Annotated in this window: 24 protein-coding genes; 10 read left to right on the forward strand and 14 right to left on the reverse strand. The window is 34.6% G+C overall.

The window, feature by feature from the left end:
• Window positions 1-83: 83 nt before the first annotated feature.
• Together F1Z66_RS00465 and F1Z66_RS00470 are read right to left on the reverse strand one after the other, a co-directional pair.
• Complete coding sequence (locus F1Z66_RS00465) at window positions 84-1,289, reverse strand: multicopper oxidase domain-containing protein (RefSeq protein ID WP_149861637.1); 1,206 nt, start codon at window positions 1,287-1,289, stop codon at window positions 84-86.
• A 532-nt stretch (window positions 1,290-1,821) separates the two neighbouring features.
• Window positions 1,822-2,817, reverse strand: a complete 996-nt coding sequence (locus F1Z66_RS00470; RefSeq protein WP_159357308.1) for a cation diffusion facilitator family transporter — start codon at window positions 2,815-2,817, stop codon at window positions 1,822-1,824.
• 298 nt (window positions 2,818-3,115) lie between these two features.
• On the opposite strand from F1Z66_RS00470, the gene F1Z66_RS00475 reads away from it, so the two are divergent.
• Window positions 3,116-4,264, forward strand: coding sequence for a hypothetical protein (locus F1Z66_RS00475; protein WP_149861639.1), 1,149 nt, complete (start codon window positions 3,116-3,118; stop codon window positions 4,262-4,264).
• 135 nt (window positions 4,265-4,399) lie between these two features.
• On the opposite strand, the gene F1Z66_RS00480 is transcribed toward F1Z66_RS00475, so the two are convergent.
• A complete protein-coding gene (locus F1Z66_RS00480; protein ID WP_149861640.1) occupies window positions 4,400-4,903 on the reverse strand; it encodes a hypothetical protein in 504 nt (167 codons plus the stop codon).
• 107 nt (window positions 4,904-5,010) lie between these two features.
• Window positions 5,011-5,796, reverse strand: coding sequence for an asparagine synthase C-terminal domain-containing protein (locus tag F1Z66_RS00485; RefSeq protein WP_149861641.1), 786 nt, complete (start codon window positions 5,794-5,796; stop codon window positions 5,011-5,013).
• 109 nt (window positions 5,797-5,905) lie between these two features.
• Here F1Z66_RS00485 and F1Z66_RS00490 point away from each other — a divergent pair, with 109 nt between their 5' ends.
• Window positions 5,906-6,649 carry a 6-pyruvoyl trahydropterin synthase family protein gene (locus tag F1Z66_RS00490; protein WP_230207383.1) on the forward strand — a complete coding sequence of 248 codons (744 nt, stop codon included), beginning with the start codon at window positions 5,906-5,908 and terminating at the stop codon, window positions 6,647-6,649.
• A gap of 125 nt (window positions 6,650-6,774) precedes the next feature.
• On the forward strand, window positions 6,775-9,147 hold the full coding sequence (locus F1Z66_RS00495; RefSeq protein ID WP_149861643.1) for a valine--tRNA ligase: 2,373 nt from the start codon (window positions 6,775-6,777) through the stop codon (window positions 9,145-9,147).
• Window positions 9,148-9,190: 43 nt separating this feature from the next.
• Here the strand turns inward: F1Z66_RS00495 and F1Z66_RS00500 are convergent, their stop codons facing one another.
• Together F1Z66_RS00500 and F1Z66_RS00505 are read right to left on the reverse strand one after the other, a co-directional pair.
• Window positions 9,191-9,559, reverse strand: a complete 369-nt coding sequence (locus tag F1Z66_RS00500) for a DUF6659 family protein (RefSeq protein WP_149861644.1) — start codon at window positions 9,557-9,559, stop codon at window positions 9,191-9,193.
• 274 nt (window positions 9,560-9,833) lie between these two features.
• Window positions 9,834-11,873, reverse strand: coding sequence for a discoidin domain-containing protein (locus tag F1Z66_RS00505; RefSeq protein ID WP_149861645.1), 2,040 nt, complete (start codon window positions 11,871-11,873; stop codon window positions 9,834-9,836).
• 378 nt (window positions 11,874-12,251) lie between these two features.
• Between F1Z66_RS00505 and F1Z66_RS00510 the strand changes: the two genes are divergently transcribed.
• Window positions 12,252-13,121 (forward strand): hypothetical protein, encoded by an 870-nt coding sequence (locus F1Z66_RS00510; RefSeq protein WP_149861646.1) that lies wholly within the window; start codon window positions 12,252-12,254, stop codon window positions 13,119-13,121.
• Between the two features lie 34 nt (window positions 13,122-13,155).
• Here F1Z66_RS00510 and F1Z66_RS00515 read toward each other — a convergent pair whose 3' ends face one another.
• Window positions 13,156-13,626 carry a RidA family protein gene (locus tag F1Z66_RS00515; RefSeq protein ID WP_149861647.1) on the reverse strand — a complete coding sequence of 157 codons (471 nt, stop codon included), beginning with the start codon at window positions 13,624-13,626 and terminating at the stop codon, window positions 13,156-13,158.
• An 82-nt stretch (window positions 13,627-13,708) separates the two neighbouring features.
• Here F1Z66_RS00515 and F1Z66_RS15730 point away from each other — a divergent pair, with 82 nt between their 5' ends.
• The 3 genes from F1Z66_RS15730 (at window position 13,709) to F1Z66_RS00530 (ending at window position 17,648) form a co-directional block, all read left to right on the forward strand.
• A complete protein-coding gene (locus tag F1Z66_RS15730; RefSeq protein ID WP_195907434.1) occupies window positions 13,709-14,419 on the forward strand; it encodes a plastocyanin/azurin family copper-binding protein in 711 nt (236 codons plus the stop codon).
• Between the two features lie 237 nt (window positions 14,420-14,656).
• Window positions 14,657-16,771: a thioredoxin domain-containing protein gene (locus F1Z66_RS00525; RefSeq protein ID WP_149861649.1), complete on the forward strand. Its 2,115-nt coding sequence runs from the start codon at window positions 14,657-14,659 to the stop codon at window positions 16,769-16,771.
• A gap of 88 nt (window positions 16,772-16,859) precedes the next feature.
• Complete coding sequence (locus F1Z66_RS00530; RefSeq protein ID WP_149861650.1) at window positions 16,860-17,648, forward strand: hypothetical protein; 789 nt, start codon at window positions 16,860-16,862, stop codon at window positions 17,646-17,648.
• 6 nt (window positions 17,649-17,654) lie between these two features.
• Here the strand turns inward: F1Z66_RS00530 and F1Z66_RS00535 are convergent, their stop codons facing one another.
• On the reverse strand, window positions 17,655-17,963 hold the full coding sequence (locus tag F1Z66_RS00535) for a hypothetical protein (protein WP_149861651.1): 309 nt from the start codon (window positions 17,961-17,963) through the stop codon (window positions 17,655-17,657).
• A gap of 111 nt (window positions 17,964-18,074) precedes the next feature.
• Between F1Z66_RS00535 and F1Z66_RS00540 the strand changes: the two genes are divergently transcribed.
• Entirely contained in the window at window positions 18,075-18,452 is a 378-nt protein-coding gene (locus F1Z66_RS00540) for a hypothetical protein (RefSeq protein WP_149861652.1), read from the forward strand.
• A 47-nt stretch (window positions 18,453-18,499) separates the two neighbouring features.
• Here F1Z66_RS00540 and F1Z66_RS15735 read toward each other — a convergent pair whose 3' ends face one another.
• The 4 genes from F1Z66_RS15735 to thpR are packed head-to-tail and all read right to left on the reverse strand — an operon-like array spanning window position 18,500 to window position 21,801.
• On the reverse strand, window positions 18,500-19,072 hold the full coding sequence (locus F1Z66_RS15735) for a hypothetical protein (RefSeq protein ID WP_195907435.1): 573 nt from the start codon (window positions 19,070-19,072) through the stop codon (window positions 18,500-18,502).
• Window positions 19,073-19,077: 5 nt separating this feature from the next.
• The gene (locus F1Z66_RS00550) at window positions 19,078-19,836 is read right to left on the reverse strand and encodes a hypothetical protein (protein ID WP_149861653.1); all 759 of its coding nucleotides are present in this window, start codon (window positions 19,834-19,836) and stop codon (window positions 19,078-19,080) included.
• Entirely contained in the window at window positions 19,820-21,220 is a 1,401-nt protein-coding gene (cca, locus tag F1Z66_RS00555) for a CCA tRNA nucleotidyltransferase (RefSeq protein WP_149861654.1), read from the reverse strand. The genes F1Z66_RS00550 and cca overlap by 17 nt, the downstream gene beginning before the upstream one ends.
• The gene (gene thpR / locus F1Z66_RS00560; protein ID WP_149861655.1) at window positions 21,217-21,801 is read right to left on the reverse strand and encodes an RNA 2',3'-cyclic phosphodiesterase; all 585 of its coding nucleotides are present in this window, start codon (window positions 21,799-21,801) and stop codon (window positions 21,217-21,219) included. Before thpR ends, cca begins: the two co-directional genes overlap by 4 nt.
• Window positions 21,802-21,928: 127 nt before the next feature.
• Here thpR and F1Z66_RS00565 point away from each other — a divergent pair, with 127 nt between their 5' ends.
• Both F1Z66_RS00565 and F1Z66_RS00570 read left to right on the forward strand, forming a co-directional pair.
• A complete protein-coding gene (locus tag F1Z66_RS00565) occupies window positions 21,929-22,498 on the forward strand; it encodes an AAA family ATPase (RefSeq protein WP_255437872.1) in 570 nt (189 codons plus the stop codon).
• A gap of 7 nt (window positions 22,499-22,505) precedes the next feature.
• Entirely contained in the window at window positions 22,506-22,892 is a 387-nt protein-coding gene (locus F1Z66_RS00570; RefSeq protein ID WP_149861656.1) for an RNA-binding domain-containing protein, read from the forward strand.
• 15 nt (window positions 22,893-22,907) lie between these two features.
• On the opposite strand, the gene F1Z66_RS00575 is transcribed toward F1Z66_RS00570, so the two are convergent.
• Complete coding sequence (locus tag F1Z66_RS00575; protein WP_230207384.1) at window positions 22,908-23,771, reverse strand: sulfurtransferase; 864 nt, start codon at window positions 23,769-23,771, stop codon at window positions 22,908-22,910.
• Window positions 23,768-25,411 carry a nitrite/sulfite reductase gene (locus tag F1Z66_RS00580; RefSeq protein ID WP_438502932.1) on the reverse strand — a complete coding sequence of 548 codons (1,644 nt, stop codon included), beginning with the start codon at window positions 25,409-25,411 and terminating at the stop codon, window positions 23,768-23,770. Before F1Z66_RS00580 ends, F1Z66_RS00575 begins: the two co-directional genes overlap by 4 nt.
• Window positions 25,412-25,583 lie beyond the last annotated feature (172 nt).

Here is a 25,583-nt window from a genome sequence, read left to right on the forward strand (position 1 = left end):
AATCAGTAAAAACCGCCAGATAAGAATATTATTTTTTTGAGAAATTTTTTAGTTTAGTTTGAAATTAAGAATAAAAAATTAGGTTATTGACCATTCCATGCCAAGGGTGTACCTAGCATGTATGGTTTTACTTTCACTGGGATGCTGTTCAAGCCAGTTGGTGGAATTGCGTTTGATGGGTTTGCATCGTCAGTCAGTCCTAATACCTTGCTTGTACCATTGTCTGGTCCGTCAACAACAACTAAGCCTGCTTGACCTTTGAACAATTGTGAGTAGTCATGATTTACAAGTGCAAAGACACCTGGTTGGTCAAATACTACATCAACAATTGCATCATTTGATCCACCTACCATATAGGTTTGTTTACCGATTCCGCTAACAATGCTTCCGTCGGTGACTCTGTCTAATTGCTCACCTACAATGTGGAAGTTAACAGGCAAATCACCGTGGTTCAATAGGAAGAACCTTACATGATCGCCTACTTTGAAGAACAAAGTTGTTGCGTTTGGTGTCTTGGTAATTACTGGGTCATATCCAAAGGGGATACCGTTCATCCATGATGCTGTTGGTGCATGTGCAAACATTGCTGCTGCATCATATTGACCAGATGGGTCTAAGTAGTACTCGGAAAATTGTAATTCAACCTCTTTTGCATCTGGCTCAACGTCTGTTGTAGTTAATGCGTTGGTTCCATTCTCTACACCTACACCTTCATAACCTGTATAACCAACTTGTGGATCAACAATTACACCACCAACCATTCCTTGGAATACGTGTTGGTCCATTGTCAATACTGCGTTACCTTCACAGTGATATTTGAAGAAACCTGGTTGTACTGCTACGAAAGTATATTGCTTTGAATCACTTACATTGATTGGACCGAAGTTCGGAACTGCACTGATAACAGATGCATGATGATCTAAACTATGGATTAATGTATTATTAGGATGGTTAATAATATTAACATTCAAAACATCACCTTGTGTAACTCTAACTGTTGGACCTGGGATTGTTCCATTCCATGTCAAAGCTGCAATAGTTTGACCACTTGGTAATGTAAGATTCTTTTCAACTGCTACAAATGTTACATTTTTCACTGGAGCATCGCTTTCTGAAGCTTCTTCTGTTGAAATTTGTTTAAGCCCAGGGGCAACGAAATTCAATTCAGAAAATGCGAATTTCCCTTGATCATATGGGTTTGCAAATGATTTCATGTTTATGCCAGGAAGTAAAATTAATCCAGACATGAGAACAGCTGACAAAGCAAATATTGCTAATGTACTCTTCATTGAGCTAAATTAACTATAAGATATTTTTAAACCTTTTGGAGATAAGATTTTTATAGAATAAAGTTACAATTATGAAAATTTGATGAATATTTGTAATAAATGAATAATATTTACTAGTCATTGCAAAGAATGTAAATGTTTCACAAAACCTCAAAATATGGTTTGATTATTTAATTTATGCTAGGGTTTTTTAATTTATTTTGAATCGAAGTAGCCATGAGCCAAATATTTGCAATAATTATTGAAATCCAATGAAATTATCAAAAGGACATTAATCAGTTACTGCTAAATTGCTCAACAGTTTTGATAATACAATTTGTGAAAAGATAATATCACATATCAAGACATATAAATCACTCTAGGTGTGTGGGATATGTCTTATTATATTTAATCGATATAGTTTAATAATTATTTCAGAATTTTTATACAAGTGCTATATACAAGTTAAAGTAACTAGGATCATATTTTTATGGTTCCGGGTTGTAGGGAAAATCTAAATATTTTTGGCTAATGAATACAGAACTAATTGTTATTACGAATCCCCATTTGACGGATGGAATCGCTCTATCTGTATTGTTGAATGAATAATGCCAAAGTCTTTTTCTAGGAGGGCATTAACATCATCTAAAATCCGATAGGCGTTTGTATTATCCATTACAACGATGTGAGCCGAAAGCGCATGCAATCCCGATGTTATGCTCCATATATGCAAATCAAATACCCCGGTCACTCCCTTGACCTTCAGAAGCGCTTGTTGTATTACTTCGTATGAAATATTTGAGGGAACACCTTCCATGAGAATATGAACGGATTTCTTCAATAAGTTAAATATTCTAGGAAGGATGAATATCGCCAATCCGATACTCAACAGCGGATCTATTATTAGAATATTTGATAGAGAAATTAAAATCCCTCCGGCAATCACACCAATAGAACCAATTGTATCACCAAGTAACTCTAATTTCGCACCTTGGATGTTTAGATCCTCGTCTTTGGAATCACTAGCTTTGCGATGCGAGAGTAAGTTAATAGAGAAGCGTCTAGAGGTTTTGTTTTCTTTAGAATCCCCATTTGCATTTTTGTGAATATCGGAGATTTCTCCATGATTATGAGGGTGTTCTCCTCGTAAGATGTACATGCCTACAATGTTTACAATTAATCCAATTACTGCTACTACTATCATAATAGAGCTTTGAATTTCTACTGGCTCATAGAGTCGTCTATAAGATTCATAAACGATCACAATAGCTAATAACGATAAGATGATACTATTGATCAAAGAAGCAAGAATTTCCGTCCTAAAAAATCCATAAGTATGATTGGGTGTAGCCTCTTTCTTGCTGTAAATGGCGGCTATTAGAGCGATACAAATACCAAAAGTATCTGTAAGCATGTGCCCTGCGTCAGCCAGTAGAGCAAGACTTCCTGTATAAAAACCAGCAAGAACTTCAACTACTAAATAAGAAGCGAGTAAGATTAGAACGATTTTTAATCGCTTTATTTTTAGGTTACTTCTAATGATTTCCACTGAAGCATTATGCAAAGCAAGTAAGGTATCGAGAAAGCCAGATTAATAGATTTGTTCCCTATTAACCGATCGATATATACCAAATCAAAATGCTCCTAGGTTTTTCTATTACCATTCCTTAAGAATCGAAATAAAGTAAATTCAATAGGTGGTAGCTTGAAATATATCATGATATTAAAAGATATTAACATTGTGCTTCATTGTATTTTTTAATCCTAGATACATCGGTTTAGTGTATTGTTTAATAATACTAAATTCTCGAACACGTTTATATCTAGAAGATGCATACTTTATTTGATTGGACAGAAGTAATGTTGTTATTTTTCATAATCATAAAAACAGCATAATTGTATTTGCTTCTCTCCTTTTCGTTTTTTCAATTATATCCATACAATATTTAACAATGGGTGTAGCAGAGGCTCATTTTAGCCATCTTGCTCACTATAATAATGGAGATTTTGGGGTTGGAAATAAATATCTCGTAATGCAACAGATGGAACCCGAATATACCAAGCCTAATGAAGTATCTCACATTCAGTTTAGTATACAGGATAAAGATGGAAAGGACGCTCAGAATATAATAACAATGGTGGAAATATATTCGACTTCTACGGGCGAAAGAGTGGCAGCATTTCCTTGGACTAAAATGCAAATAGGAGATTTTCAGATACCATATATTTTCCCTAAAATCGGCAATTACCAAATTGTTTTGAGCTTGTTAAACGACAATACTCAGAATGTGAATGAAATAATTAATACAGTGCCTCCTGCAAGAGTAATTCTTAGTGATACCTCTAACTGTGAATGTGAAAGAGCGGTATTTAATATCTCTATTGCAGAATCATTTGGATTTATATTTACTACGGTTGTTTATGGTGCGGCAATTGGCGTTATAGTAATAGTGGGTGCTGTACTAGGTTGGATGTATTTAAGTAGAAGAAATAGTAAGACCAACCCCATTTCAAACGATGAATTCATCAAATATTCAGTTCTATTCTTGGCTATCGGTGCGGCAATAATCCATTTGGCGGTATTCTCAGAGCATGCAGCGTTAAGATTTGAATACAGTATTTTTCTAATATCAGCTGCAGGGGGTCAATTGTTTTATGGACTATCATATATCCTGTTGATATTTTCGGACGATAAGCTATCCATCAAGAAAACAGACAAGAAGTATATTTCAAAGAAATATTACAAAAAATCTCTAATTCTAAATTACATCGGACTGGTAGGTTCATTAGTGTTGATTTTCTTATTCCTGTACTCTGTGATATTTCCACCACCTCTTTCTCCAAACCCACATCCCGAGGATGTAGACCTGGCTGGAATAGTCGACAAAGCATTGGAAATTACTTTGGTTATAGGAATAATATATCTAATGAAGTCAGAGAAAAGGCGCTACATTTACAGTCAGCACGAATATGAAAGTAAAGATATGAAAGAGTAGGTAAATACTTGCTCACAAATCTCTTGGCTCAGGTAATATCAATTATAAAAAATAATGAGTATCTCCTAGTAATTGGCAAGATCAAAATTTCTAAGGTTAGCATATTCAAATAAATTGGTAAGTTTACTTTATTAATTAATACGGTTTTTTAATTTTAGTATAATTTTTGTAATAACTACTATCTTTTATTAAACCATTTATATATAATCTAGCATCTTTAGCAGTCATGTCCATACCTTCCGAGACATAAGACACAATTTTATTCCTTCCCTGTATAGAGCGATTAAGGTCGACAGCTTCCTGAATAACTTTAATTGGATCAGAACTATTTAAGGATCGCATTATGAGAGTAGCGAAAAACTTTGTCTTTTGTTGCTTTGGAATTATTATATCATTCTCTAACTCCATAAGTGGCTGTAACATCTTTCCCAATATACTCAAAATAGCCTGATCGGTAGACCAATTATCCTGTGACTCAGATAGTTTTAAAATGTTTGTATCTTTGTTATTTTTTGATGCCCAGCCAGTAGATACATCATAAATTATAGCTAGTCCGTGGTGAATTTGGTTATTGTGACGCAACGCATTACATTTTCTGCTAAATTTTTTTGTAAATCCAGTGCAACTATATTCTTGCACAATACTCCTACACTCATGTGACTATTATATGAGTCGCTAGGAGTGACTCTTGAGTAAAGCAAGATGGGAACAGGAAGGACATTATATTGGAATAAAATTAAAAGTAACTAAGATAGACCAAAACAAAGGTCATTTCTTTTCTTAAGTAATTTATGAAGATTTGTACCATATTGCATGGCCTTTTTGGGATGAAGAGCTGATTCTTTTGGGACACCTATTTCTATGGCTATTTGCCTTATGATATGTTTTCTCAGCATATCTTCAGGACCTTTGATCTTAAATTCAAATGGAATCTCTTTGGCATAATTTACAAAGGAATCAGAGAGAAATGGTTGAAAAGACTGAATATTTAGTAAACCAATAATTACTGAAATTTCATTCATCATATGAAGTTCGTTTTCTATTTTTTCATGCATAAAAGATAACAAGCCTGTCTCTCCTTGACTGTAAATAGAGCGATATCGATCATATCCGCAGAAAAGCTCGTCAATACCGTTAGCCGTCAAAAAAGTAGATCCAAGGTTATTATCCTTGACAATCTTGCTTATTTGATAAAACGCAATACAATTTTCGATATGAGAGAGTTTGTGGCAGTCAAGTTTAGACATCACGTATTTGCAATCATCAATAAACTCGGCTTCTTTAAGTTCAAAAGCAATATGCGAGGATGATAAACCAAGTAGTTTCGAAACAGATTGAGAAAAAAGAATATCATGTGAATTTGCAAAACCAATTGTTACGAGATTTACTGTTTTACCCAGATCTTTGCAAATTTTTGCAAGAACAGAACTATCAACTCCACCAGAAAAGGCTATAACAACTTCTTCTGAATCCTTGACAAATTCGTCAACTGTAGAATATAAATGAAGAATTAAATCCCCAGATATTGACAATAATTTTATTTTAATGGATTAAGATATATTTGTAATAATTATAATAGAGAGATGATAATACACAATAGACTTGGATAAAGATTTGAAGTTTCTTGGTCAAAAAAAGGACTTGATAGAAAACAGAACAGGATATTCAATATCAAAGCTATTAGATTTTCTTAATATCGACTACAAATATAAAAATATTATAAATAATTCAGATTTAAAAATAGATTTTAAGGTTGGAGATAAATTTATCAAGATAATAGAAAATGATTCCGATGTAACAGAATTCAGAGAAATTAAAGAAAAATTCCCGTTAATAGAGATGATCGCAGTTGGAAAATCATCTTACTTGGGGAAAATCAATGAAATGGAGAGCATATTCTTATTTGATAAGCAGAGTGAACAAATAGGATCAATTTTCATAGAAGACCCTTCTTTGGCTTTTGATTATGCCCATATTCTGCCTTTGGTTGAAAAGTGTTCAATAATTCACGGACATACATCGACTATCATGGTAGAAATTATCGGAGAAATGAAAAATAACCTAGTAATCGATTTCTCAGAAGCTAAAAAAATCATCAAAGAAGCATTGTATCAGATAGATCACAAATTCTTCATTAACAAGAAATATCTCAAGAAGGAAGAGGGCGATCATTTCTTCATAGAGTTTGATGGTCCCAAAGGATATTTTGATTTAAAGGTTCCAAAATACACAACCTATCTGCTAGAGGGAGAGGCAACAGTTGAAAATCTCTCAACAGAGATCATTAGAATGTTATCAGACAGAATGCCTAAAAATGTACAAGCCATTGGTGTGTATATTTATGAAGGAGTTAATAAGGGAGCCCATATTCTTTCTTACATATAGAGGGTCTTTTGGATCAGAAAAAGCAACTTTTTATCAATCCTGGAATTTGTTTTTGATTTTTTTTATAGACGAAATCTATCGAGGAAGGTTAATAACTAATTAATTAAAGAGTAAACAAATTAAAATTGAGCTTAAAGATCACCGAAAAGACCTGGTCAGCGGAAACGGAGAAAAGAATCCTGCAAGAATGGAGGATCAACAATATTTACAATTATCCATTGAATGATGAAATAAATGAGAAAAACTTTGTAATTGATACTCCTCCCCCTTATCCCTCAGGCAGACCCTGGCATATCGGAGCAGCAGCACATTACTCACAAATTGATATGATTGCAAGGTTTGCTCGTTTAAAGGGTTTGAAAGTTGTATTTCCAATTGGAATAGATAGAAATGGAATTCCTGTAGAAATGCATACTGAAAAGAAATACAAGATTCGAATGAGAAATACAGAAAGAAGAGAATTTTTAAAGCTTTGTAAGATTACATTAGATGAAACTGAAAACGAGTTTATAGAAATACTGGCGAGCCTTGGTCTTAGTGCTAATTTTGATGAGAAATACCAAACTGATTCTTCAACATATAGAGCGTTTACTCAGTCAACGTTTATTGACATGTGGAACAGGGGCTTGATATACTTGGGAAACAGGCCTAATAATTATTGTATCGACTGCGGCACTACCATAGCTGATGCGGAAATTAATTATCTAGATATTGAAACCAAATTAGTTTATCTAAAGTTTTATTCAAAACAAATAGACAATTATATCACTATTGCAACTACCAGACCCGAGCTTCTTTTTGCATGTCAAGCTGTAATAGTAAATCCCGATGATGAAAGGTATGACAACCTTCAAGATACATTATTAAAAATACCATTATTTGATAGAGAGGTCAAGGTAATTCCCCATTTATCTGTAGATAAAAGCTTCGGGTCTGGAGCGGTCATGATATGCAGTTATGGTGACCTTAATGACGTTCAATTATTCAGAGAACTAGGTCTGCAGGAAATAGTCTCCATAGATATGAACGGGAGAACTACAGAAGCAGCAAGGGAATTTTCAGGACTCAAAATAAAAGATGCAAGAACCAAGATAATTGAGGAACTTACTAATAGAGGACTGGTTGAAAAAATTGAAACTATTATTCATAGAACGCCGGTTTGTGAAAGAAGTAAAACTCCGATTCAAATAATTTCGCTTGAAGACTATTATCTAAAGCAGGTTGATATGAAGTCAGAACTACTGAACCAATCCCACACCATGAAATTTTATCCTGAAATGCATAGACAAATTCTCACAAATTGGATAAAATCAGTGGCAATAGATTGGCCAATATCAAGACGTAGATATTATGGAACTGAAATCCCAATATGGTATTGCACAAAATGTCACACACCTAATCTGCCTAAACCCGGAAAGTATTATAGACCTTGGGAAGAAAACCCTCCGTTTGAACATTGCAGTTCATGTGGTAATGACAAATTTGAAGGAGAGAAAAGGATTTTTGATACATGGATGGATTCAAGTGTAACGCCTCTTTTTGTTTCAAAATTTTACAAAGACAAACAGTTTTTTGATAAATCATATCCAGCAGCCTTAAGACCCCAAGGTAAAGACATTGTCAGGACTTGGTTGTATTATACTATGTTAAGGTGTGTATATCTTACGGATCAGATACCCTGGGAAGGAGCTTGGATAATGGGATATGGCGTAGATGAGAAAGGTGAAAAAATGAGCAAGAGTAAAGGCAATGTAATCGATCCGCTTCCTCTAATCAAAAAGTACGGAGCTGATGCCTTTAGATTTTGGTCTGCGAGTGAGACAAATGTTGGATATGACTTTAGATGCTCAGAACTTAAGATACAGGGAGCCCAAAAATTCTTGTCAAAGCTATGGAACATTGGAAGGTTTATTTCAAATTTTGAAATTATAGAAGAAAACAATAAACCACAAGTGCTCAACCCAACCGACAAGTGGATACTTTCAGAATTATCCAATACCATAAGCAAATGTTTGGAAGGATATGAAGAGTTCAATTTTTTTATACCTGCCAATACACTTAGAGAGTTTACTTGGAATGTTTTTGCAGCGCACTATATTGAAATGATAAAGGGCAGAGCATACAATAAAGAACTTGAAGAGAATAGAAAATCGGCCCTTTATACTATTCACAAGTGTTTTAAAACGATATTGCTACTATTGGAACCATTATGCCCATTTATTTCCTATGAACTTTGGATAAAAATTTATGAGAATAAAGAAATAATTACAAATCAAAGAAAAATACCGATGGTAGACAATGAATATGATTCCTTTATCCCTTCAACACAGGACATCATCAAATTCAATTCAGAAATTTGGAACAAGAAAAAAACGACAATTTCTGAAATTACAAAAAAACCACTTTCACTCAAGGATCCAATCCATACAACAATTCCAAGGGAGTTAGAACCATTTAGTGACGATTTGGTAACTATGCATAACATAATTAGAGAATAATAAAAAAATGATGATGATTTGCAGGTATGAAAGGATAATAAATCTAAGATTTATTCCCGCTTACTAAATCTAATATATCCTCTGCTAAATCAATGACATTTTGAGACTCGATATTGGGCTCCAATGTTATCAATAACATTTTTTTATCCAAGTAAAAAGTTAACAATGACAGTTTTTCACGTTCTACATATACGAATCGAGCTTTACCCATTGTATCGTCGAATCTTTCTCGCATTGATTTTCTAAGGGCAGTGTGTGTAAGATACAGCTCTTCACTAGGTTGATCAACAATAGAATCGATGCCATGCCTCATACCTCCAACTACCAAGGAGCCTGTTTCATCAATTAACCCCGCATATCGAATATCTTTATTCAGTTCGAAAATAGCATCAATTATTTTTTGGTAATCCATGTGTAATAAAATAGGCTACTATTTATTGAATGTTGAGATTATTTTAGAAAACTTATTTCAATATAAACCAAAAAACATCTTTATCCTAAGATATAGGAATAACAAGAATTTTGTGATGATGAAGATCTTGTTATACGTAAGCTTTCTTAATCTCACTAACCTATAGCGTATGAAAGACACAAATTTTATATCTTTTTTTTGTTAATTAATATATAAGGAACAATATTATAGGAAAAAGAAATAGAAGAGAAGGGGAGCCAATGGACTTTGCAGGTTATTTCACAGATATCTCTCTTACGCTGAGGTTCTTTATATCAACGTTAGAAGTTCCGTCCCATCGGAAAGTTACAATTGGACCTCCCCATGAAATCAACTCATCAGGGCTACCTCCACATCTATCACCTTCATCACCAAAGCCGCCACTGTCGGTATAGCCGAATACCTTCTTCCATTGTCCATTATTATTTTCGTCGACCCAATTCTCTAACTTTACAGCAGGTTTTCCATTTACCACAGTATTAAACATTATTGCTTTATACCCAATCCATTTGTCCTCCAGATTTCCAGCATTCTTTTGTGCAGGAGTAAATGAATAGCCTCCTGAATGCCATTGCTCTTTAGCAAACCTTGAACGACCATCCTTGAACAATCCTCCTTTGTAAGCAGTACCTTCGCAAGGTTCATCGGAACTATGATGACCACCATGTGCATACCAAGTTAAATCAAAGTCAGAATCTGAAGCTGAATTTATTTTAACATATCCTGTTATCTCTAAATTCCTCCAGTCATTCACTGCCTCCATGTACCCATTTTTGGACATTTGTTTCTGATCATATGTATTGATATCGTCTTGATGATAACCAGTGCTAGTAAAGACATTCATTCGAACTTTGTCGGAAGTAACCTTCCATGATCCATCACTATTCTTCTTAAGTGTTGTTTTGGGATCAAATCTATTATCAGAAGAGGGATTGTTCATATTCATGAACCATTTCTCGCCATTTGGTTTGTCAGGATAAATCTTCTTTATTCCGAAAACATCTGTTGCATTGCTTGGATTTGGATCTGTGCCAGGGTTAGGATCTGTGCCAGGGTTAGGATCTGTGCCAGGGTTAGGATCTGTGGAAGATGGTTTGGAATATGCTCTAAGCTCAGATATAGATGCCCAGTCATTTTCAGTATTACCAAATACTGTAACTCTTATGTATTTTGCCTTGACATCAGAGCCTTGGATTAAGTATCGCTCATAAGAATTAGTTTGACCGCTGCTTTTGCCCGAAAATAGGGTTGTAAAGCTTGATCCATCCTGAGAAGTAGAAATCGAGAAGTCATTTACTCTAACATCACCTCTGTGCCAGGCAATATCTACAGCGCATAGTAGATCGTTTTTCTCAAGTTCTATCTGTATATAAGATCCTTTTCCAAAACCAGACCATCTGGTGTTATAGTTATTGTCTAACACATTTTGAGGAACGTTACTACCATCTTGGCCACTTGCACCTATGCGAGTCACTTTATCTTCAGAGCAACCCTCTGGAAGCTGTGAACCGGGGTTAGGATCTGTGCCAGGGTTAGGATCTGTGCCAGGGTTAGGATCTGTGCCAGGGTTAGGATCTGTGGAAGATGGTTTGGAATATGCTCTAAGCTCAGATATAGATGCCCAGTCATTTTCAGTATTACCAAATACTGTAACTCTTATGTATTTTGCCTTGACATCAGAGCCTTGGATTAAGTATCGCTCATAAGAATTAGTTTGACCGCTGCTTTTGCCCGAAAATAGGGTTGTAAAGCTTGATCCATCCTGAGAAGTAGAAATCGAGAAGTCATTTACTCTAACATCACCTCTGTGCCAGGCAATATCTACAGCGCATAGTAGATCGTTTTTCTCAAGTTCTATCTGTATATAAGATCCTTTTCCAAAACCAGACCATCTGGTGTTATAGTTATTGTCTAACACATTTTGAGGAACGTTACTACCATCTTGGCCACTTGCACCTATGCGAGTCACTTTATCTTCAGAGCAACCCTCTGGAAGCTGTGAACCGGGGTTAGGATCTGTGCCAGGGTTAGGATCTGTGCCAGGGTTAGGATCTGTGCCAGGGTTAGGATCTGTGCCAGGGTCAGGGTTAGGCCAAGGCCAAGGCCATGAATTACCACCATTGCCAGGGTTGGAAACACCGCCTAAGTATCCTCCAATGATATCGCTTAGGCTAATACTAGCATACGCATTTAGAGCTAAGTTTGATAAGCCAGGCGTTGAAAGAATTAAAGTTAACGACAAGAATAGATACAAAAAGTTATTATATTTTCTCATTTACTTTCATACCTCCATTAAATTGGTTATTTCCTTGTAAACTCAAAACATTTTCAATAACTAAAAGTGCATTAACTATGCTCATTTCAAAAAATAAAGAGAATTTAATATTTATGAGACGCTTGTTTTTATTATTAAAAAAACATAATGTACTTAGTCATTGCAGTTTGGTAATTAATAATTTATATCGAAATTATACTCCCCAAATTTTACTATAATTTATAGCATAAGATAAACTTATTAAATAAAATTATATAAAATTTTATTACAAATTACAACATATTTCATAAATATCAACACCCGTTATATAAATCAGAGTTGTTTCAATATCTTAGAATTAATAACGTTGTAATCTTAAGCGCTCTTGTAGTTTTTCTTATGGGTTATGCTGCCATTATTTCGAATACAACCGGAACAGCATCAGCAGCACCAAATGATATTCCAAAAGTGAGTTTTAATCATAATGGAGGAATTACTGATATGACCCCCATCTTAACTGTAAAGGATAAGATCTTGACAAAGTTGGGACATCCCGAGGATGAACAGAGTGCCGAATATAAGAGCCTAATCTATGCAGTACACAGAGGTGACAGCTTATCTTTTAACTTTGACAAAGAACCATCGCAAGTAGATGCTTTTCTAATAGATTATGAAACAGATTATAGTACCCTTTGGGCATTGGCAAAGACTGAAACAGGAGAATATAGTGCTAATACACCATCACCAGGGCTTTACAATTTAGAGGTTCATGCGATATACCCTGATGGAGAATATGTTTCCTATTCAAAGCTAATTAATGTAGTTGATAACGATATAAACTTACTAAGTTTGACTCCAAAGTCGAATTTATGTGGAAATGAACTGTCGATTGATAAATTAACAGCAATGGGAAGTCCCGCCAATGGTGTTTTTAATCAGATTATAAACCAGCCTTTGATGAAGGGACTATCTTTTGGTATAGTGGACGAATTGAACATCCAGTTGCCAGATACCAAGAATGTTTGTGGGTTCCAGCTTGGATTGAAAAATTCACAAAACGATATTAATTTCTTTGCAGTTCAAAGTTCTGACGATGGTTCAATATATTCAGACCCCATAGTCTTTTCGAATACAGGATTCAGTGGAGAAATGCCAGAGAAGTATATTTACCCATCTTCCGTTGAAGCCAAATTCTTAAAGATTATTCCGCTGGGCAGCACTTTAGAAAAGGGTCTTGGAGTAACAGGCTTCAAGTTATTTGGACATTAACTCAATCTTAAAAAAACCCCATAATTTTTTATTTTTATATTTCTATTATAAAATCAATTTCCACAGGAGAATTCAGTGGTAAGCTATTTACGCCAACTGCTACCCTGGTGTGTCTCCCGATCTCCCCAAAGATTTCATTTAGAAAATCGGACGCTCCATTCAGTACTTTTGGATGATCAGTAAAACTTTCATCACAATTAACATAGCCAGTTATTTTAACGATCCTTTTTACTTTTTCCAAATCTCCAATCAAATTTTTTAGGATTGATAAAGCGTTTACACAACAAACCTTGCAAGCTTTTTGAGCATCTTCGATAGAAAGCTGTGTTCCCACCTTACCCTTGAATTGAAGCTCATTAGCTGTAGATTCAAGATTGATAGGAATTTGGCCTGAAATAAATACCAGATTGCCAACTCGAACATATGGAATGTATGAACCAAGGGCTTTTGGTTTTGTATTTGGCATAACAAAGTTTAAGGATTCAATTTTTTCTTCAGGAGTCATAAGTTAATATTAATTAGTTAGAATTAAAATGTAACCTTTAGATTCAGTAACCTTTTTAATATCTCTTTATTTTGTTGTAATTATGTCAAAAGAGAATGACCTTCCAAAACTTCCGGGAAAAAAAAGGAAAATAGGTACTATAGGTTACTCTTTGATAGTAATTGGCTTATCATTGTTAGGCGTTTATATATTGTGGGCCTCATTTGGTCACATAGGCCCTTCTTTTTCCGCTGACGTTTTAAATTTGCAGCAATCAACGCTACGAGCTCAGTATCATCTACCAGAACAACCAATCATAACCGATCCAACCGAGTTACAAACACCTCCTTCATTGCGTCAATTCTTGGGCGATAATGCAACAAGCGCATCAAATGCAACAAGCGCATCAAATGCAACAAGCGCATCAAATGCAACAAGCGCATCAAATGCAACAAGCGCATCAAATGCAACAAGCGCATCAAATGCAACAAGCGCATCCGGTTCAGGAAATACACAAGTGTCAATAGTTTCAGGAGCTTCAACATTAACAGACACAGCATTCAATCCAAATCCTGTTGAGATCAGTGTAGGACAAACGGTTGTTTGGACAAATGATGATGCAGCATTTCATACAGTTACATCCGGTAAGGTTGGCGAAGCTGATGCAGGCAAGGCATTTGACTCAGGTTTAACAGGAGCCACTGCATTAACAAGCAAAGGAAAAACATTTGAGCATACTTTTGACTCGGCCGGAGAATATCCCTATTTCTGTACTTTGCACCCAGGAATGGTAGGGACTGTAGTAGTAAGTTAACCAAATCCACATATCTTTTCAAAATAAGTTTTTAAACCAAAGACATTTCTTTGAAAATCAATTAGATATACACCTTAACCCACATTCAATAAGAATTCAACATACAGGACTTGTATTTTTGTTCATTTTTTGGGAAACATAATAAAATATAACCCATTTCAAAATCAGAAAACTCCAATTCAATCTCAAAAGAATGTACTATAAATACACAGCATATTCAATCTGGTATATATTATTATGAATGGTCACAATAGTGAAAGAAAACCCAACTCATTATTGAAAGAAAGTAGTCCATATCTATTGCAACATGCTTATAATCCAGTAAAATGGCTTGCGTGGAATGATGATGCTCTCAAACTAGCAAAGAAAGAGGACAAACCCATATTTCTGAGTATTGGTTATAGTTCATGCCACTGGTGTCACGTAATGGCACATGAATCGTTTGAAGATGAAGAGATAGCCAACATTATGAATGAAAAATTCATTAATATCAAAGTCGATAGAGAAGAAAGACCAGATATTGATGACATATACCAAAGAGCATGCCAGCTAGTGAATGGCAATGGAGGTTGGCCTCTCTCCGTATTTCTGACTCCAGATTTAAAGCCATTTTACGTTGGTACATATTTTCCAAAAGAAAGTAGGTATGGTATGCCAGGTTTTGGACAAATCTTAAATCAGATTTCCCAAGCATATTCGCAGAAAAAAAGTGATATTTCCAAAACCACAAATGAGTTTGTTGAAGCACTAGTAAAAACATCTACTGACGTGTCACTTAACAAACAGAATGAAATAGACAAGACTGTTTTGGATGAAGCCGCTCTCAGCTTACTCCAAATGGCAGATTTTGTACACGGAGGTTTTGGAATGTCACCAAAATTTCCTAATGTTTCTAATCTACTTTTCTTATTACGATATTATCATATTTCTGGAATTGAAAAGTTCAAAGACTTTGTAACCTTAACCTGTGAAAAAATAATTTTTGGTGGAATTCACGATCATTTAGGAGGGGGATTCTCACGTTACTCAACTGATCAAAAATGGCTGGTACCACATTTCGAGAAGATGTTATACGATAACGCACTACTAGTCTTACTATTCTGTGAAATGTACCAAATTTCCAAAGAGGAAATTTTCAAAGAGACAGTAGTAAAGACTTTAAACTATATTTTAAGAGATTTAACAAATAATGAATCAGTATTTCTTTCGGCAGAGGATGCAGATTCTGAGGGAGAAGAAGGAAAATTCTACATATGGTCAAAAAGGGAAATAAATTCAGAGATAAAAATACCATTGCATCGAGAAGTTTTTTGTGAATACTTTGATGTTTCTGAAGCTGGCAATTTTGAAGGTAAAAACATTCTTAACATAAAGAATTCAGTTCAAAGTTTAGCCAAAAGATATGGGTTGACAATAGAGGAAATAAAAGAAATAATTAACCAGAATTCTGCGAAGCTTTTTTCAGTAAGGGAGCATAGAGTGAGGCCCCAGAAGGATGATAAAACAATTTTAGCATGGAATGCATTGGCAATATCTGCTTTCATCAAAGGATTCAAAATAACAGATAAAGAAAATTATCTTGAAGCTGCATCCAATGCAATTGATTTTATTGAAAATAAACTTAAATCAAATAGCAAATATCTTTTCCGAATTTACAAAAATGGCCAAGCCAAAATTCCGGCTTATTTAGACGACTATGCTTTTTATGTCAACGCTTTGCTAGATATGTCCGAGGTAAAAACAAGTACACGGTACATAGACCTAGCCATGACCTATTCAGATTTTGTACTCGAACATTTTTGGGATAAAGAAGAAAGTAATTTTTATTATACTTCAGATATGCACGAAAGTCTTCTTCTTAGAACCAAAATATTATACGATCTAGCAATTCCCAGCGGAAATTCATTATTTGTGTCAAATTTGATCCGTCTATATCACATTACTGGAAAAGTAAACTACATTGTTGTAGCTGAGAAAATGATAAAGAACTCCATTTCAGCCGCATTGGATAACCCCTTTGGATTTGGTTGGTTATTATCGTCAAGTTATTTGTTTGTCAAAAAAATGACAGAAATTACTATTTTTTCTAACAAAAATTCGTATCCAAACATTGCTAGAGAATTAAATAAAAAATTCATACCAAACGGGCTATTTGCAGTGGTAAATGGGAAAGGAGCAAGTGAATTAGAAAAATATAGTCTTTTCAAAGACAAAACTTTGATTAGATCAAAATTGGAGAAAGATTCTGTAATGGTATGCAAAGAACTCGTATGTTCTCAACCATTGACAGATTTGAAAAAAATAGAGGAAGTATTATCGTCAGCAAATACGTTAAAAGAAAGAATTAAATAAAAAAATTTTTCAGTTATATCATCCAGTGTTGATTCCTGTAAAATTTGGCTTTTTTTTCATATTTGGACTGAGTTTATTCTTAGCTCCCATGCTTATTGAAAACATCTTTGCTCAGTTAGAACAACCTTCAGATAATTATGATGCAGCGAAATCATCCAGTGATGAAGCACTTTCATTAATTGATTCATTGAAAGGAGCGGGCTTGCTCAATTCAGTAGTTGAAGATATGCAGAATATTTCGTATCCCACATTAAACCAGACATCAAACAATCAAAGTGATGGCGCAGGAACGTTAGACTCATTAAGTTTTCTGCTTCCACCCAACAATTCATCTAACAATACCAGTGAATTATCAACCACGATTAATTCAACGAGTTTAAATCAGAACCAAACTGATAGCAGCAACACTATTAGAAGTAGTAGTAGTAGTAATGCTAATAATAGCAATATTGATAATGATAAGAATGGAAATACAACTAGCAATACGAATTTACAAAATATGCAATCAATGATTGTCACACCTTATCCGATGACAATATCATCAGGAGATTATGTACCGCTATATAGTTCGATGCCATTAAAGATTGAGAGCGGTAATATTTTAGCAAAACTTCCTTGTAATTCAACCAGTCCGTTAGTGCAAATAGTTGGTACATCTGCTGATAACAACATATTTCCCATAAACCTGAATCAGATTGCTAATTTCTCCAAAACAGGAAGCATGTGTATATATCAGTCAATTATTCCAGATGATTTATCCAATTTACTTTACTCACATACGCTAACCAATATCTATCTATACAATCCTCTTGATTTCCCGATCGATGTTCCTACAACAACATCAATTTTTATTGGAATTCATAAACTATCTACTTGATGAACATCATATGGAATACATTATCCCACCTGAAACGATAGGAATAGACTCCAAATTTGAAAGTTCTTTAATGCGAGCAATAATTGCATTGAACCACAGACTATCGATGCCCTGACTCCAAATGGTTATTTTCTTGTAATCTCGTTCTTTCCCTTCGTGAAAAAAACCCTTACAATCTTCGACAGTCATGTTATTATACTTTTGACTTATTTCTTCAACAGCTAATTTTGCCTCTGACGGTAAATATAATATAGTCAGTGTTGGATATGGAATTGTATCTGCAGAAGTAGAAGATGATGATGCATCGTTAGCCATGGTTGTATTTCATTTTGGACTTATATGATGATTTCGTTGGGGAATTATGGAATTTGATATTTAAATCGAAAATTCATAAAGCCCATACGTTTATTGAAATAATGTATAAAGATGAAGGCAGATCAATTCACAAAAAGCATACTTGATTTAAACGAGGGCATTTTATTTAGCGGAATAATTGAAAAATCTGGTCACTTAAATTATAGCCATCAAAAAGATAATGCTTTAGATAAATATCTAAAGGGAAGAAATGCAGAATTAATTATTTCTGAATCTGCATATGTAACAGATCTTAGAAAGGGATTTTCAAACTCATTTGGAAACTTGACATCTATTTGCTATGAATATAGTTCACTTAAAATATTAACCATACCGGTGAAAGACCACATGTTATTCTTAATGATTGAGAAAGATACTGATACAAACACCATAACAAAAAAAGTTCAGGAAGTAATCAATTCAACCAAGGAACTTGATTTGTATTCATAGGTATACAGTCAAAAAATAGGAAATATTCATACATCAATCAATAGGTATTACTGCTTCTGACTCTTGTACTGTGACCAAAATTCGAGCAGTCGGAAGTATGATGACGCAGCTTCTCTCATTGTATGAAGATATGCATCCCTTAATTGTTCCCATATCATATAATAATCAACTTCAACTTCAGCACTCTTTTTGAGATCCGATTCTGTCACTTTGTTGATTGGAACAGAGTATTCAGATATTGTTGATTTCTTAGCCTCTGCATCCTGTTTGGCCTTAGCCTCTGCATCCTGTTTGGCCTTAGCCTCTGCATCCTGTTTGGCCTTAGCCTCTGCATCCTGTTTGGCCTTAGCCTCTGCATCCTGTTTGGCCTTAGCCTCTGCATCCTGTTTGGCCTTAGCCTCTGCATCCTGTTTGGCCTTAGCCTCTGCATCCTGTTTGGCCTTAGCCTCTGCATCCTGTTTGGCCTTAGCCTCTGCATCCTGTTTGGCCTTAGCCTCTGCATCCTGTTTGGCCTTAGCCTCTGCATCCTTATTTGGTAGTACATATCCTTTGGGAAGTGTCATAACTAGAGTGATGTAAATGAAGATTAATGTTTTTCTAAGATTCTTAATACTAAGCAATTACCTCAGATCAATGAAATGATTGAATCAAAGTTTTGTCTTGATTTATCATTTTTGTATGTTGTCAATCTATCCATAAAAATACATTTTTTCTTTTCGTAATTGAGTAAGCCATTTATCTGTTTTGATATTATACCTCTAAAAAGTAACCCCTGTAGAACAGAGGTTACATTATTGACTTTTCTATTCTTACTTGCGCTCTCGAAATCTACTATTGTGCATCTTGAACCATCAGAAGAAATTATTACATGATTATCAAGTTTATTTAGCTGTCCATGATCTATACCAATCTTATCCAACGTATAACATTGGTTTAGTATATTTACTATTACTTTTCTCAAGTTATTTAAATCAGAATTGAAAGACAAGAACCAATTTCTTGCAGGTAACCCATCAAGACATTCCATTAATAAAATATTTCTCGTACAATGAAAGACCTTGGGCCCAATGCCATACAGGTTTACGTATTGATAAAGACTAAACTCATTTTTGACGTCTACTCTACTTGAATCTGTTCTTCTAATCTTTGCTGCCTTGAATTCATTACAATGATCCTGTACTTTAAGTACTAATCCTTCGCTGCCTTTTCCCAAGACGCATTCGTTATTTAATTTAGTATTGCCTTCCAATATTACGTATTTTATACCTAATGATCTTAGTTCGTTTAACTTTTCAAAATAATCATAAGGACAATATTTTGGATAACAGAACAGATCGGCTAAGATGCAAGATGTAACAACAAATTTGTTAGAATACTCTGTCATCAGTATACAATAGTTCAGAAACCGCATTTTTTATATGTGTATCAAAATTCTCGATTTGTGACAAAGTAAATATCGCATAAGATTTTAGAAAATCGGATTTTATCCCCTTCGGAATCCCTATTAAGCCAGGATTACTGTTAAGGACAGATCTCAAGTACTCTTGAATATTCGTGTGTTTTCTAAGAAGCAGACAATTGGTTTTAGAACTATTATCCAGCCATTTCAATAGGGATGCGTTATTAACTTCTAGAAACTTTTTCAGATCAGCGCCTCTAAAAATTTCGGGTCCTTTCTTCAAAAATAATGGCGAGATTACTGTAGATTCTAAGAGTAACGCAATAATGCAACTTTTTTCCTCCTGAACTACAGAGCACGCAGATTTTAAAATAGTAAATCCGCATGATTCTGAAAATTTGATGATCGATTTCACAAGTTTTTTTAGTTGTCCCCAAATAACATCAGATGGCCTATCAGCGTACTGGAATTCGATTATCAAGATGAATGAAGATAACTGATCCGTAAAGCAAGGGTCTATTGGGTGTTCAATTTCTGATACAAAATATATATCGCTTGGATTGCACAGGAATTTTCTTGAGCCTTGTATAAGAGTTGAAGCTGCACGAATAGATATAGCGCTACCTAAGTTTCTATTTGTATCAATTGGATCCAATATTACAATAAAGCTATCAAACCGGTCAAAGTGTTCTCCTGTAGGCGTTAATGATTCGTCTATCCCAATCATAATTTTCTCACTCGAGCATTCAGAAAAAAAATGAATAGTGGATAAAAATGAACCAAATTTTAAAATCAGTACCTCGCAAACATATCCACTAAATCCTTCAGTGGATATCTCTGCACCATATATTTTAATAGATTTCATGAATTTTTTTAATATCCTTACCTCGTTTTTCTGTTTAGGATCAAGTTTGTTAACGATATAATTTGTATGATATGGAGAACGATCTGCTGCACTCTTCCATTCTCCAAAAGGTACATCATAACATGGAACTACATTTACCTTGATGCCTTCCACAATTGCTTCTACATAAGGATGATCAGCATACCTAAGATACGGCGAGAATTCTTGTAAAGCCAGCATACCGATTTGTTTCCCATATTTTTCAAATTGATCATAATCGATGGAATCATAGAATTTTATAAATATATCAATATCAGTTTCATTTTTGAGCCATGTTCCTTTAGCAAAGGATCCTCCATAAACGATTTCTTTCACCATTCCTTTGAGTTTATGTTCCCCAACAAAAGACTCTATCATTTGTTTTACTTTTGTTGCACATTCGGTTATTTCATGTACTTCACTTAGAGTCGGAATACATCTTTTGGAAATTTCCTCTAATATTGATTGGACAGATAAATTATTCATGTTCTTGAAGTCGCTTCAATAGTAATCAAATCGGAATATATAGGGCCTCCGGATGTAAGAATACTTTTTTTTAACTTAATCCGGTCAATTTCAGTGCTGTAAGAGATATTATCATGTGCAAAGTTCAGAGGTTTTTCAAACCGTTGACGATGTTTAACTCTAAAGATTGTAAGATGAGGAGTAAATTCGAACTTTTCATCTGCACCAGAACTTTGTTTTATTTTAATATCTTTGACAGAATTAAGTAATTTAGTGACAACGTGGTACAGGCTATCAATTTGCTTTATGCACCGATCATCAAGTTTTAACCATATAATCCTCGGCTCAATAGAATTTGGAAAGCAACCTATATCAATAAATCTTGCTTCAAAAGATACAAACCTCAGATTTTGTAGTGTGGTAATAATTTCTTTAACTTGATCATCCGAAACTTCTCCAAGAAACTTTAATGTAAGATGTAAGTTATCCTTGTGTATTGGCCTAATGTCTTTTACGTTGAAATTATGTTCTTTTACAATCCTATTTTGAATGTCAACAATTTTTTCGGTGTTATGGAGATCTATAGCAACAAAGGTTCGCATAAATTATTTATTTCTAATTCAAGATATATTAATTCGCCCATAGTATAATCAATAATCAAAAAATAAATAACAAAAATAATTTATCAATACACAGTTGTCGTTTGCCTCAAGTCAATTTGTAATTTGTTTGACCGGCATGCCAGGTGCTGGAAAATCCACGGTCGCTGCTTTCTTAAAAGAAAAAGGATTCTTCGTAATCACTATGGGAGATGTGATCAGAGAGAAAGCGAAAGAAAAAAACCTTCCTTTGGACGATAAAAGTTTAGGCGAACTGATGAAAGACTTTAGAAGAACTCATGGAAATGATATCATAGCAAATCTAACAATGAAAAGAATCAAGGAATTAAAGGATAAATGTTTAGTAGTGGTAGACGGGATTAGAAGTTACGATGAATTTAAAGTATTAAAAAGCACCGGATTTGTAAAACTGTTAGCTATTCATGCTGCTTCAAATATAAGATATGGACATATAATTAATAGAGAAAGATCCGATACCCCCGCAAATCATGAAAGTTTTTTGCAGAGAGATGATAGAGAAATGAACGTAGGAATTAGTAAAGCAATTGCCTTGGCTGATGAATCGATCTCTAACAACAATCTAACGATAAATGAACTAAAACTACAGGTTGAGACGATCATTGAAAAGTGGTTACATGAATACAATAACTCCAATATAAATAACAACGTTTCAAAGTAGATCCAGAATGGCCAATATTAATTCAGAGATCACAGTAATAACACCTGTAAAAATGACCGAGGATAAGGTAAAAGTAATCTTTGCTGTCAAGAATCTATTTCCCGATGCAGAACTATTGGAAAAAAAGAATAACTTGTATATAACCAACACGGATTTCAAAGTTTTGAAAAAGATTAAGGATAAGGTAAAAGCAAGAAAATCAATGGCAGTTTTGCAAAGAATTCTTTATAATAACTATAATATGAATAATACATGGTTTCTGTTAAACAAGCAGGCTGCGTTTTCAGATGTTGTTTCTATAGTAGAGAACGAAGATGAATCTCCTTTAGGCCCAATAAAAGTAACTATTAAAGGATATGATCTGGAAAAAATTAATCATTGGTTAGAAAATTGATTTATCATGGTATTGTTACTCGGCTGAAAGATCCCAATACGTTGCATCTTTAAATTCAGTCTTAGGTTTCCCGAGTGATTTCCATTCTTTAAAAGATTTTGGATAAAGCTTTACATTTGAAAGACCGGCGGTTTTTAATGCAAAAAAAGTTAATCCAGACAGCGTTCCAACGCTTCCACAGTAGGTAATTATTTCATTATTTGAGTCAATACCTCTGTTTTCTATGAATCGTTTTAGTTCCAAAGGACTTCTAAGTATAGAGTTTTCAGAACGTAACATAGTATATGGAATGTTCTTTGAATTAGGTATATGTTCTGTGAGGAAATTTAGTCGCTCTCTAGAATCTATTATGATCTTATTTTTATCATTTTGAGCCTTTTCAATGTATTCAGCATCCGCAAATATAGAATAATCAACTTTCAGAGGGTGAGATGTTTTAGGATACTTGTTGGATTTTCGTTCAATTTCTAGACCAAGCTTTCTCCAAGTATCATAAGTTACCTCCAATAATGCAACATTTTCATGACCTACAAATTTAAAAGACCATGCCACTCTTGAAGCAAGGGCACCAAAAGTATCATCATATATCACTACAGGAATGTTTTCAGAGATCCCCAGTTTGTTTAGTATGGCAATAATTGATTCAGGATCATCATTTGCCAGCAATTCTGCTAATGGTAGTGACACCGCTGTTTTTATGTGTCCTTTCAAGTAATCCTCCTTTTTCCTTACATCTACAATTCTAACTTTATTCTTCTTTATAAGAGTCCTTAAGGTATCAATATCACAAATGTTATTTAGAGGTGGTAACGATGGTTTTTTTGCAGGTTTATTTATAGTCTTTGTCCTATCAATCTTTTGCCTCAAAGGTTTACTCAAGCTGCACATTCGCCTCTGGCGGTCTTTGCTACAAAATTAGTGTCGTTACCATAATCTTTGTAAAATTCAGGAGCAGAGGTTAAAGGTGGCAATTCAATTATTGGCGACAGAATCTTTTTCATATCCTCCATATTTTTGACTCCATTAGTTCCGCTACCTACAGATACTTTATGAATCCACTCATTTAGTTTTTCCCCATTTGTTTTCTCCTTCTTATAGATTTCAATAATTTTCATCACAACATCTATTACTTTTTTAGATGGAACTCGCATCACAGCCTTTCCCAATTCTCCAGACTCACCTGTGCTACCAGCGAAAAGCATTGTATAAATTGGAACCATGGAAGTTCCAATCCTAGAAGCACCACCATAAAAGCCGATTGTTGCCACTTCATGTTGTCCACAAGAATTTGGACATCCGCTTATTTTGATAGTAGAATCTACAAAATCATGATCGGTATCAATATTTAGTTCCAAGAACTTGCTTTGAATTTCCTTAGCAAGCCTATGTGAATTTGTAATAGCAAGATTACAAGAAGTAGTTCCAGAACAGCCAACAGTAGATACTATAGTATTCGCACCAGGGTTTCCCAAGCCAATTCCAGAAAGTCGGTTATATATTTTTGGCAATTGATCAGCCTTTATGTAGCGAATTAGAAAGTTCTGTTGAGGAGTGGTTCGAGCTTTCTTTTCCATTGAAAACTCTCTCAGACACTCTGCTAGGACTCGTAATTGATTTGCTGTAATATCTCCAGCACCGAGTGTAATATACGCACTGTAAAGACCAGGTTGTTTCTGGGCAACAACATTCGTATTAAGCCATCTATCATAGGGGGAATTAGAAGAACCAGAGTTAATTACAGGTAATTTTTTTCCCCTACTGTTAAGGGTAGATTGATTGATGGCAAGATCACCTGCTTTAGATGAGGATCTTAAAAAGCCATCAAATGTAGTTTTTGTAGGAATAGATATTGTTGCCTCCACCAAAATACGTTCCTTTAGTAACAATTCCTGGAATTTTTCCCAACCAATTTCGCTAACTAAATAACGCATCCTATTTCTTGCGAGGTTTTCTCTATTTCCGAGTCTATCATAAAGTCTAATAGTTGCTATGGAGGTAGACAAAAGTCTTGATTCAGGCGTAAATTCTTCCAACAGGTGTCCAATAAAAGAAGCAGCGCCTAAGCCGCCACCCAAATATATACGAAAACCTCTTATACCATCCTTAATCGTTGGAACTAAACCTACATCTGCAATCCTGACATACCCATGTTCTGCGCAGCATGAAAAATTAAACTTAAACTTTCGAGGAAGATTTTGACATATCGGATTTCTCAGGAAGAATCTTGCTATTGCTTTGGCATGTGGAGTGGTGTCAAAAGGCTCATTAGGACACACACCTGCAAAGTGACTGCACATTACATTTCTAATGGTATTCCCACAGGCCTCTCTTGATGTTAATCCAACTTCTGCTAGGCCTCTAAAAACTTCACTGACATCTTCCAACTGAACCCAATGTAACTGAATGTTTTGTCGAGTGGACACATGAGCAGATCCGATTGAAAATGATTCAGATAAACTAGCTATTTTCTCCATTTGGCTTGGAGTGATATCTCCACCTGGAACCTTGATTCTTATCATGCTGAATTCGCTGTTCAATCTAGAACCATAGGCACCGTTTTGTAACCTAAAGCGCCTAAATTCATCAGCATTCAGTTTATCCTGACGATAAAGTTTAACCTTATTAGCAAAATATTCAGATTCTTCTGCTAACCCCCATTTCTCATTTGTATCTTGATCCTTTTTTTTAGAT

The sequence above is a fragment of the Candidatus Nitrosocosmicus agrestis genome, from assembly GCF_008389435.1.
GTDB classification, from domain to species: domain Archaea; phylum Thermoproteota; class Nitrososphaeria; order Nitrososphaerales; family Nitrososphaeraceae; genus Nitrosocosmicus; species Nitrosocosmicus agrestis.

Excerpts from the sequence above, each read along its gene's own strand:
- F1Z66_RS00580 (WP_438502932.1), bottom strand. The coding sequence starts at position 25,411 with ATGATAAGAATCAAGGTTCCAGGTGGAGATATCACTCCAAGCCAAATG.
- F1Z66_RS00540 (WP_149861652.1), top strand. The coding sequence starts at position 18,075 with ATGAAGGCAGATCAATTCACAAAAAGCATACTTGATTTAAACGAGGGC.
- F1Z66_RS00550 (WP_149861653.1), bottom strand. The coding sequence starts at position 19,836 with ATGACAGAGTATTCTAACAAATTTGTTGTTACATCTTGCATCTTAGCC.
- cca (WP_149861654.1), bottom strand. The coding sequence starts at position 21,220 with ATGAATAATTTATCTGTCCAATCAATATTAGAGGAAATTTCCAAAAGA.
- F1Z66_RS00510 (WP_149861646.1), top strand. The coding sequence starts at position 12,252 with ATGGGTTATGCTGCCATTATTTCGAATACAACCGGAACAGCATCAGCA.
- F1Z66_RS15730 (WP_195907434.1), top strand. The coding sequence starts at position 13,709 with ATGTCAAAAGAGAATGACCTTCCAAAACTTCCGGGAAAAAAAAGGAAA.
- F1Z66_RS00535 (WP_149861651.1), bottom strand. The coding sequence starts at position 17,963 with ATGGCTAACGATGCATCATCATCTTCTACTTCTGCAGATACAATTCCA.
- F1Z66_RS00505 (WP_149861645.1), bottom strand. The coding sequence starts at position 11,873 with ATGAGAAAATATAATAACTTTTTGTATCTATTCTTGTCGTTAACTTTA.
- F1Z66_RS00525 (WP_149861649.1), top strand. The coding sequence starts at position 14,657 with ATGAATGGTCACAATAGTGAAAGAAAACCCAACTCATTATTGAAAGAA.
- F1Z66_RS00500 (WP_149861644.1), bottom strand. The coding sequence starts at position 9,559 with ATGGATTACCAAAAAATAATTGATGCTATTTTCGAACTGAATAAAGAT.
- thpR (WP_149861655.1), bottom strand. The coding sequence starts at position 21,801 with ATGCGAACCTTTGTTGCTATAGATCTCCATAACACCGAAAAAATTGTT.
- F1Z66_RS00570 (WP_149861656.1), top strand. The coding sequence starts at position 22,506 with ATGGCCAATATTAATTCAGAGATCACAGTAATAACACCTGTAAAAATG.
- F1Z66_RS00530 (WP_149861650.1), top strand. The coding sequence starts at position 16,860 with ATGCTTATTGAAAACATCTTTGCTCAGTTAGAACAACCTTCAGATAAT.
- F1Z66_RS00465 (WP_149861637.1), bottom strand. The coding sequence starts at position 1,289 with ATGAAGAGTACATTAGCAATATTTGCTTTGTCAGCTGTTCTCATGTCT.
- F1Z66_RS00515 (WP_149861647.1), bottom strand. The coding sequence starts at position 13,626 with ATGACTCCTGAAGAAAAAATTGAATCCTTAAACTTTGTTATGCCAAAT.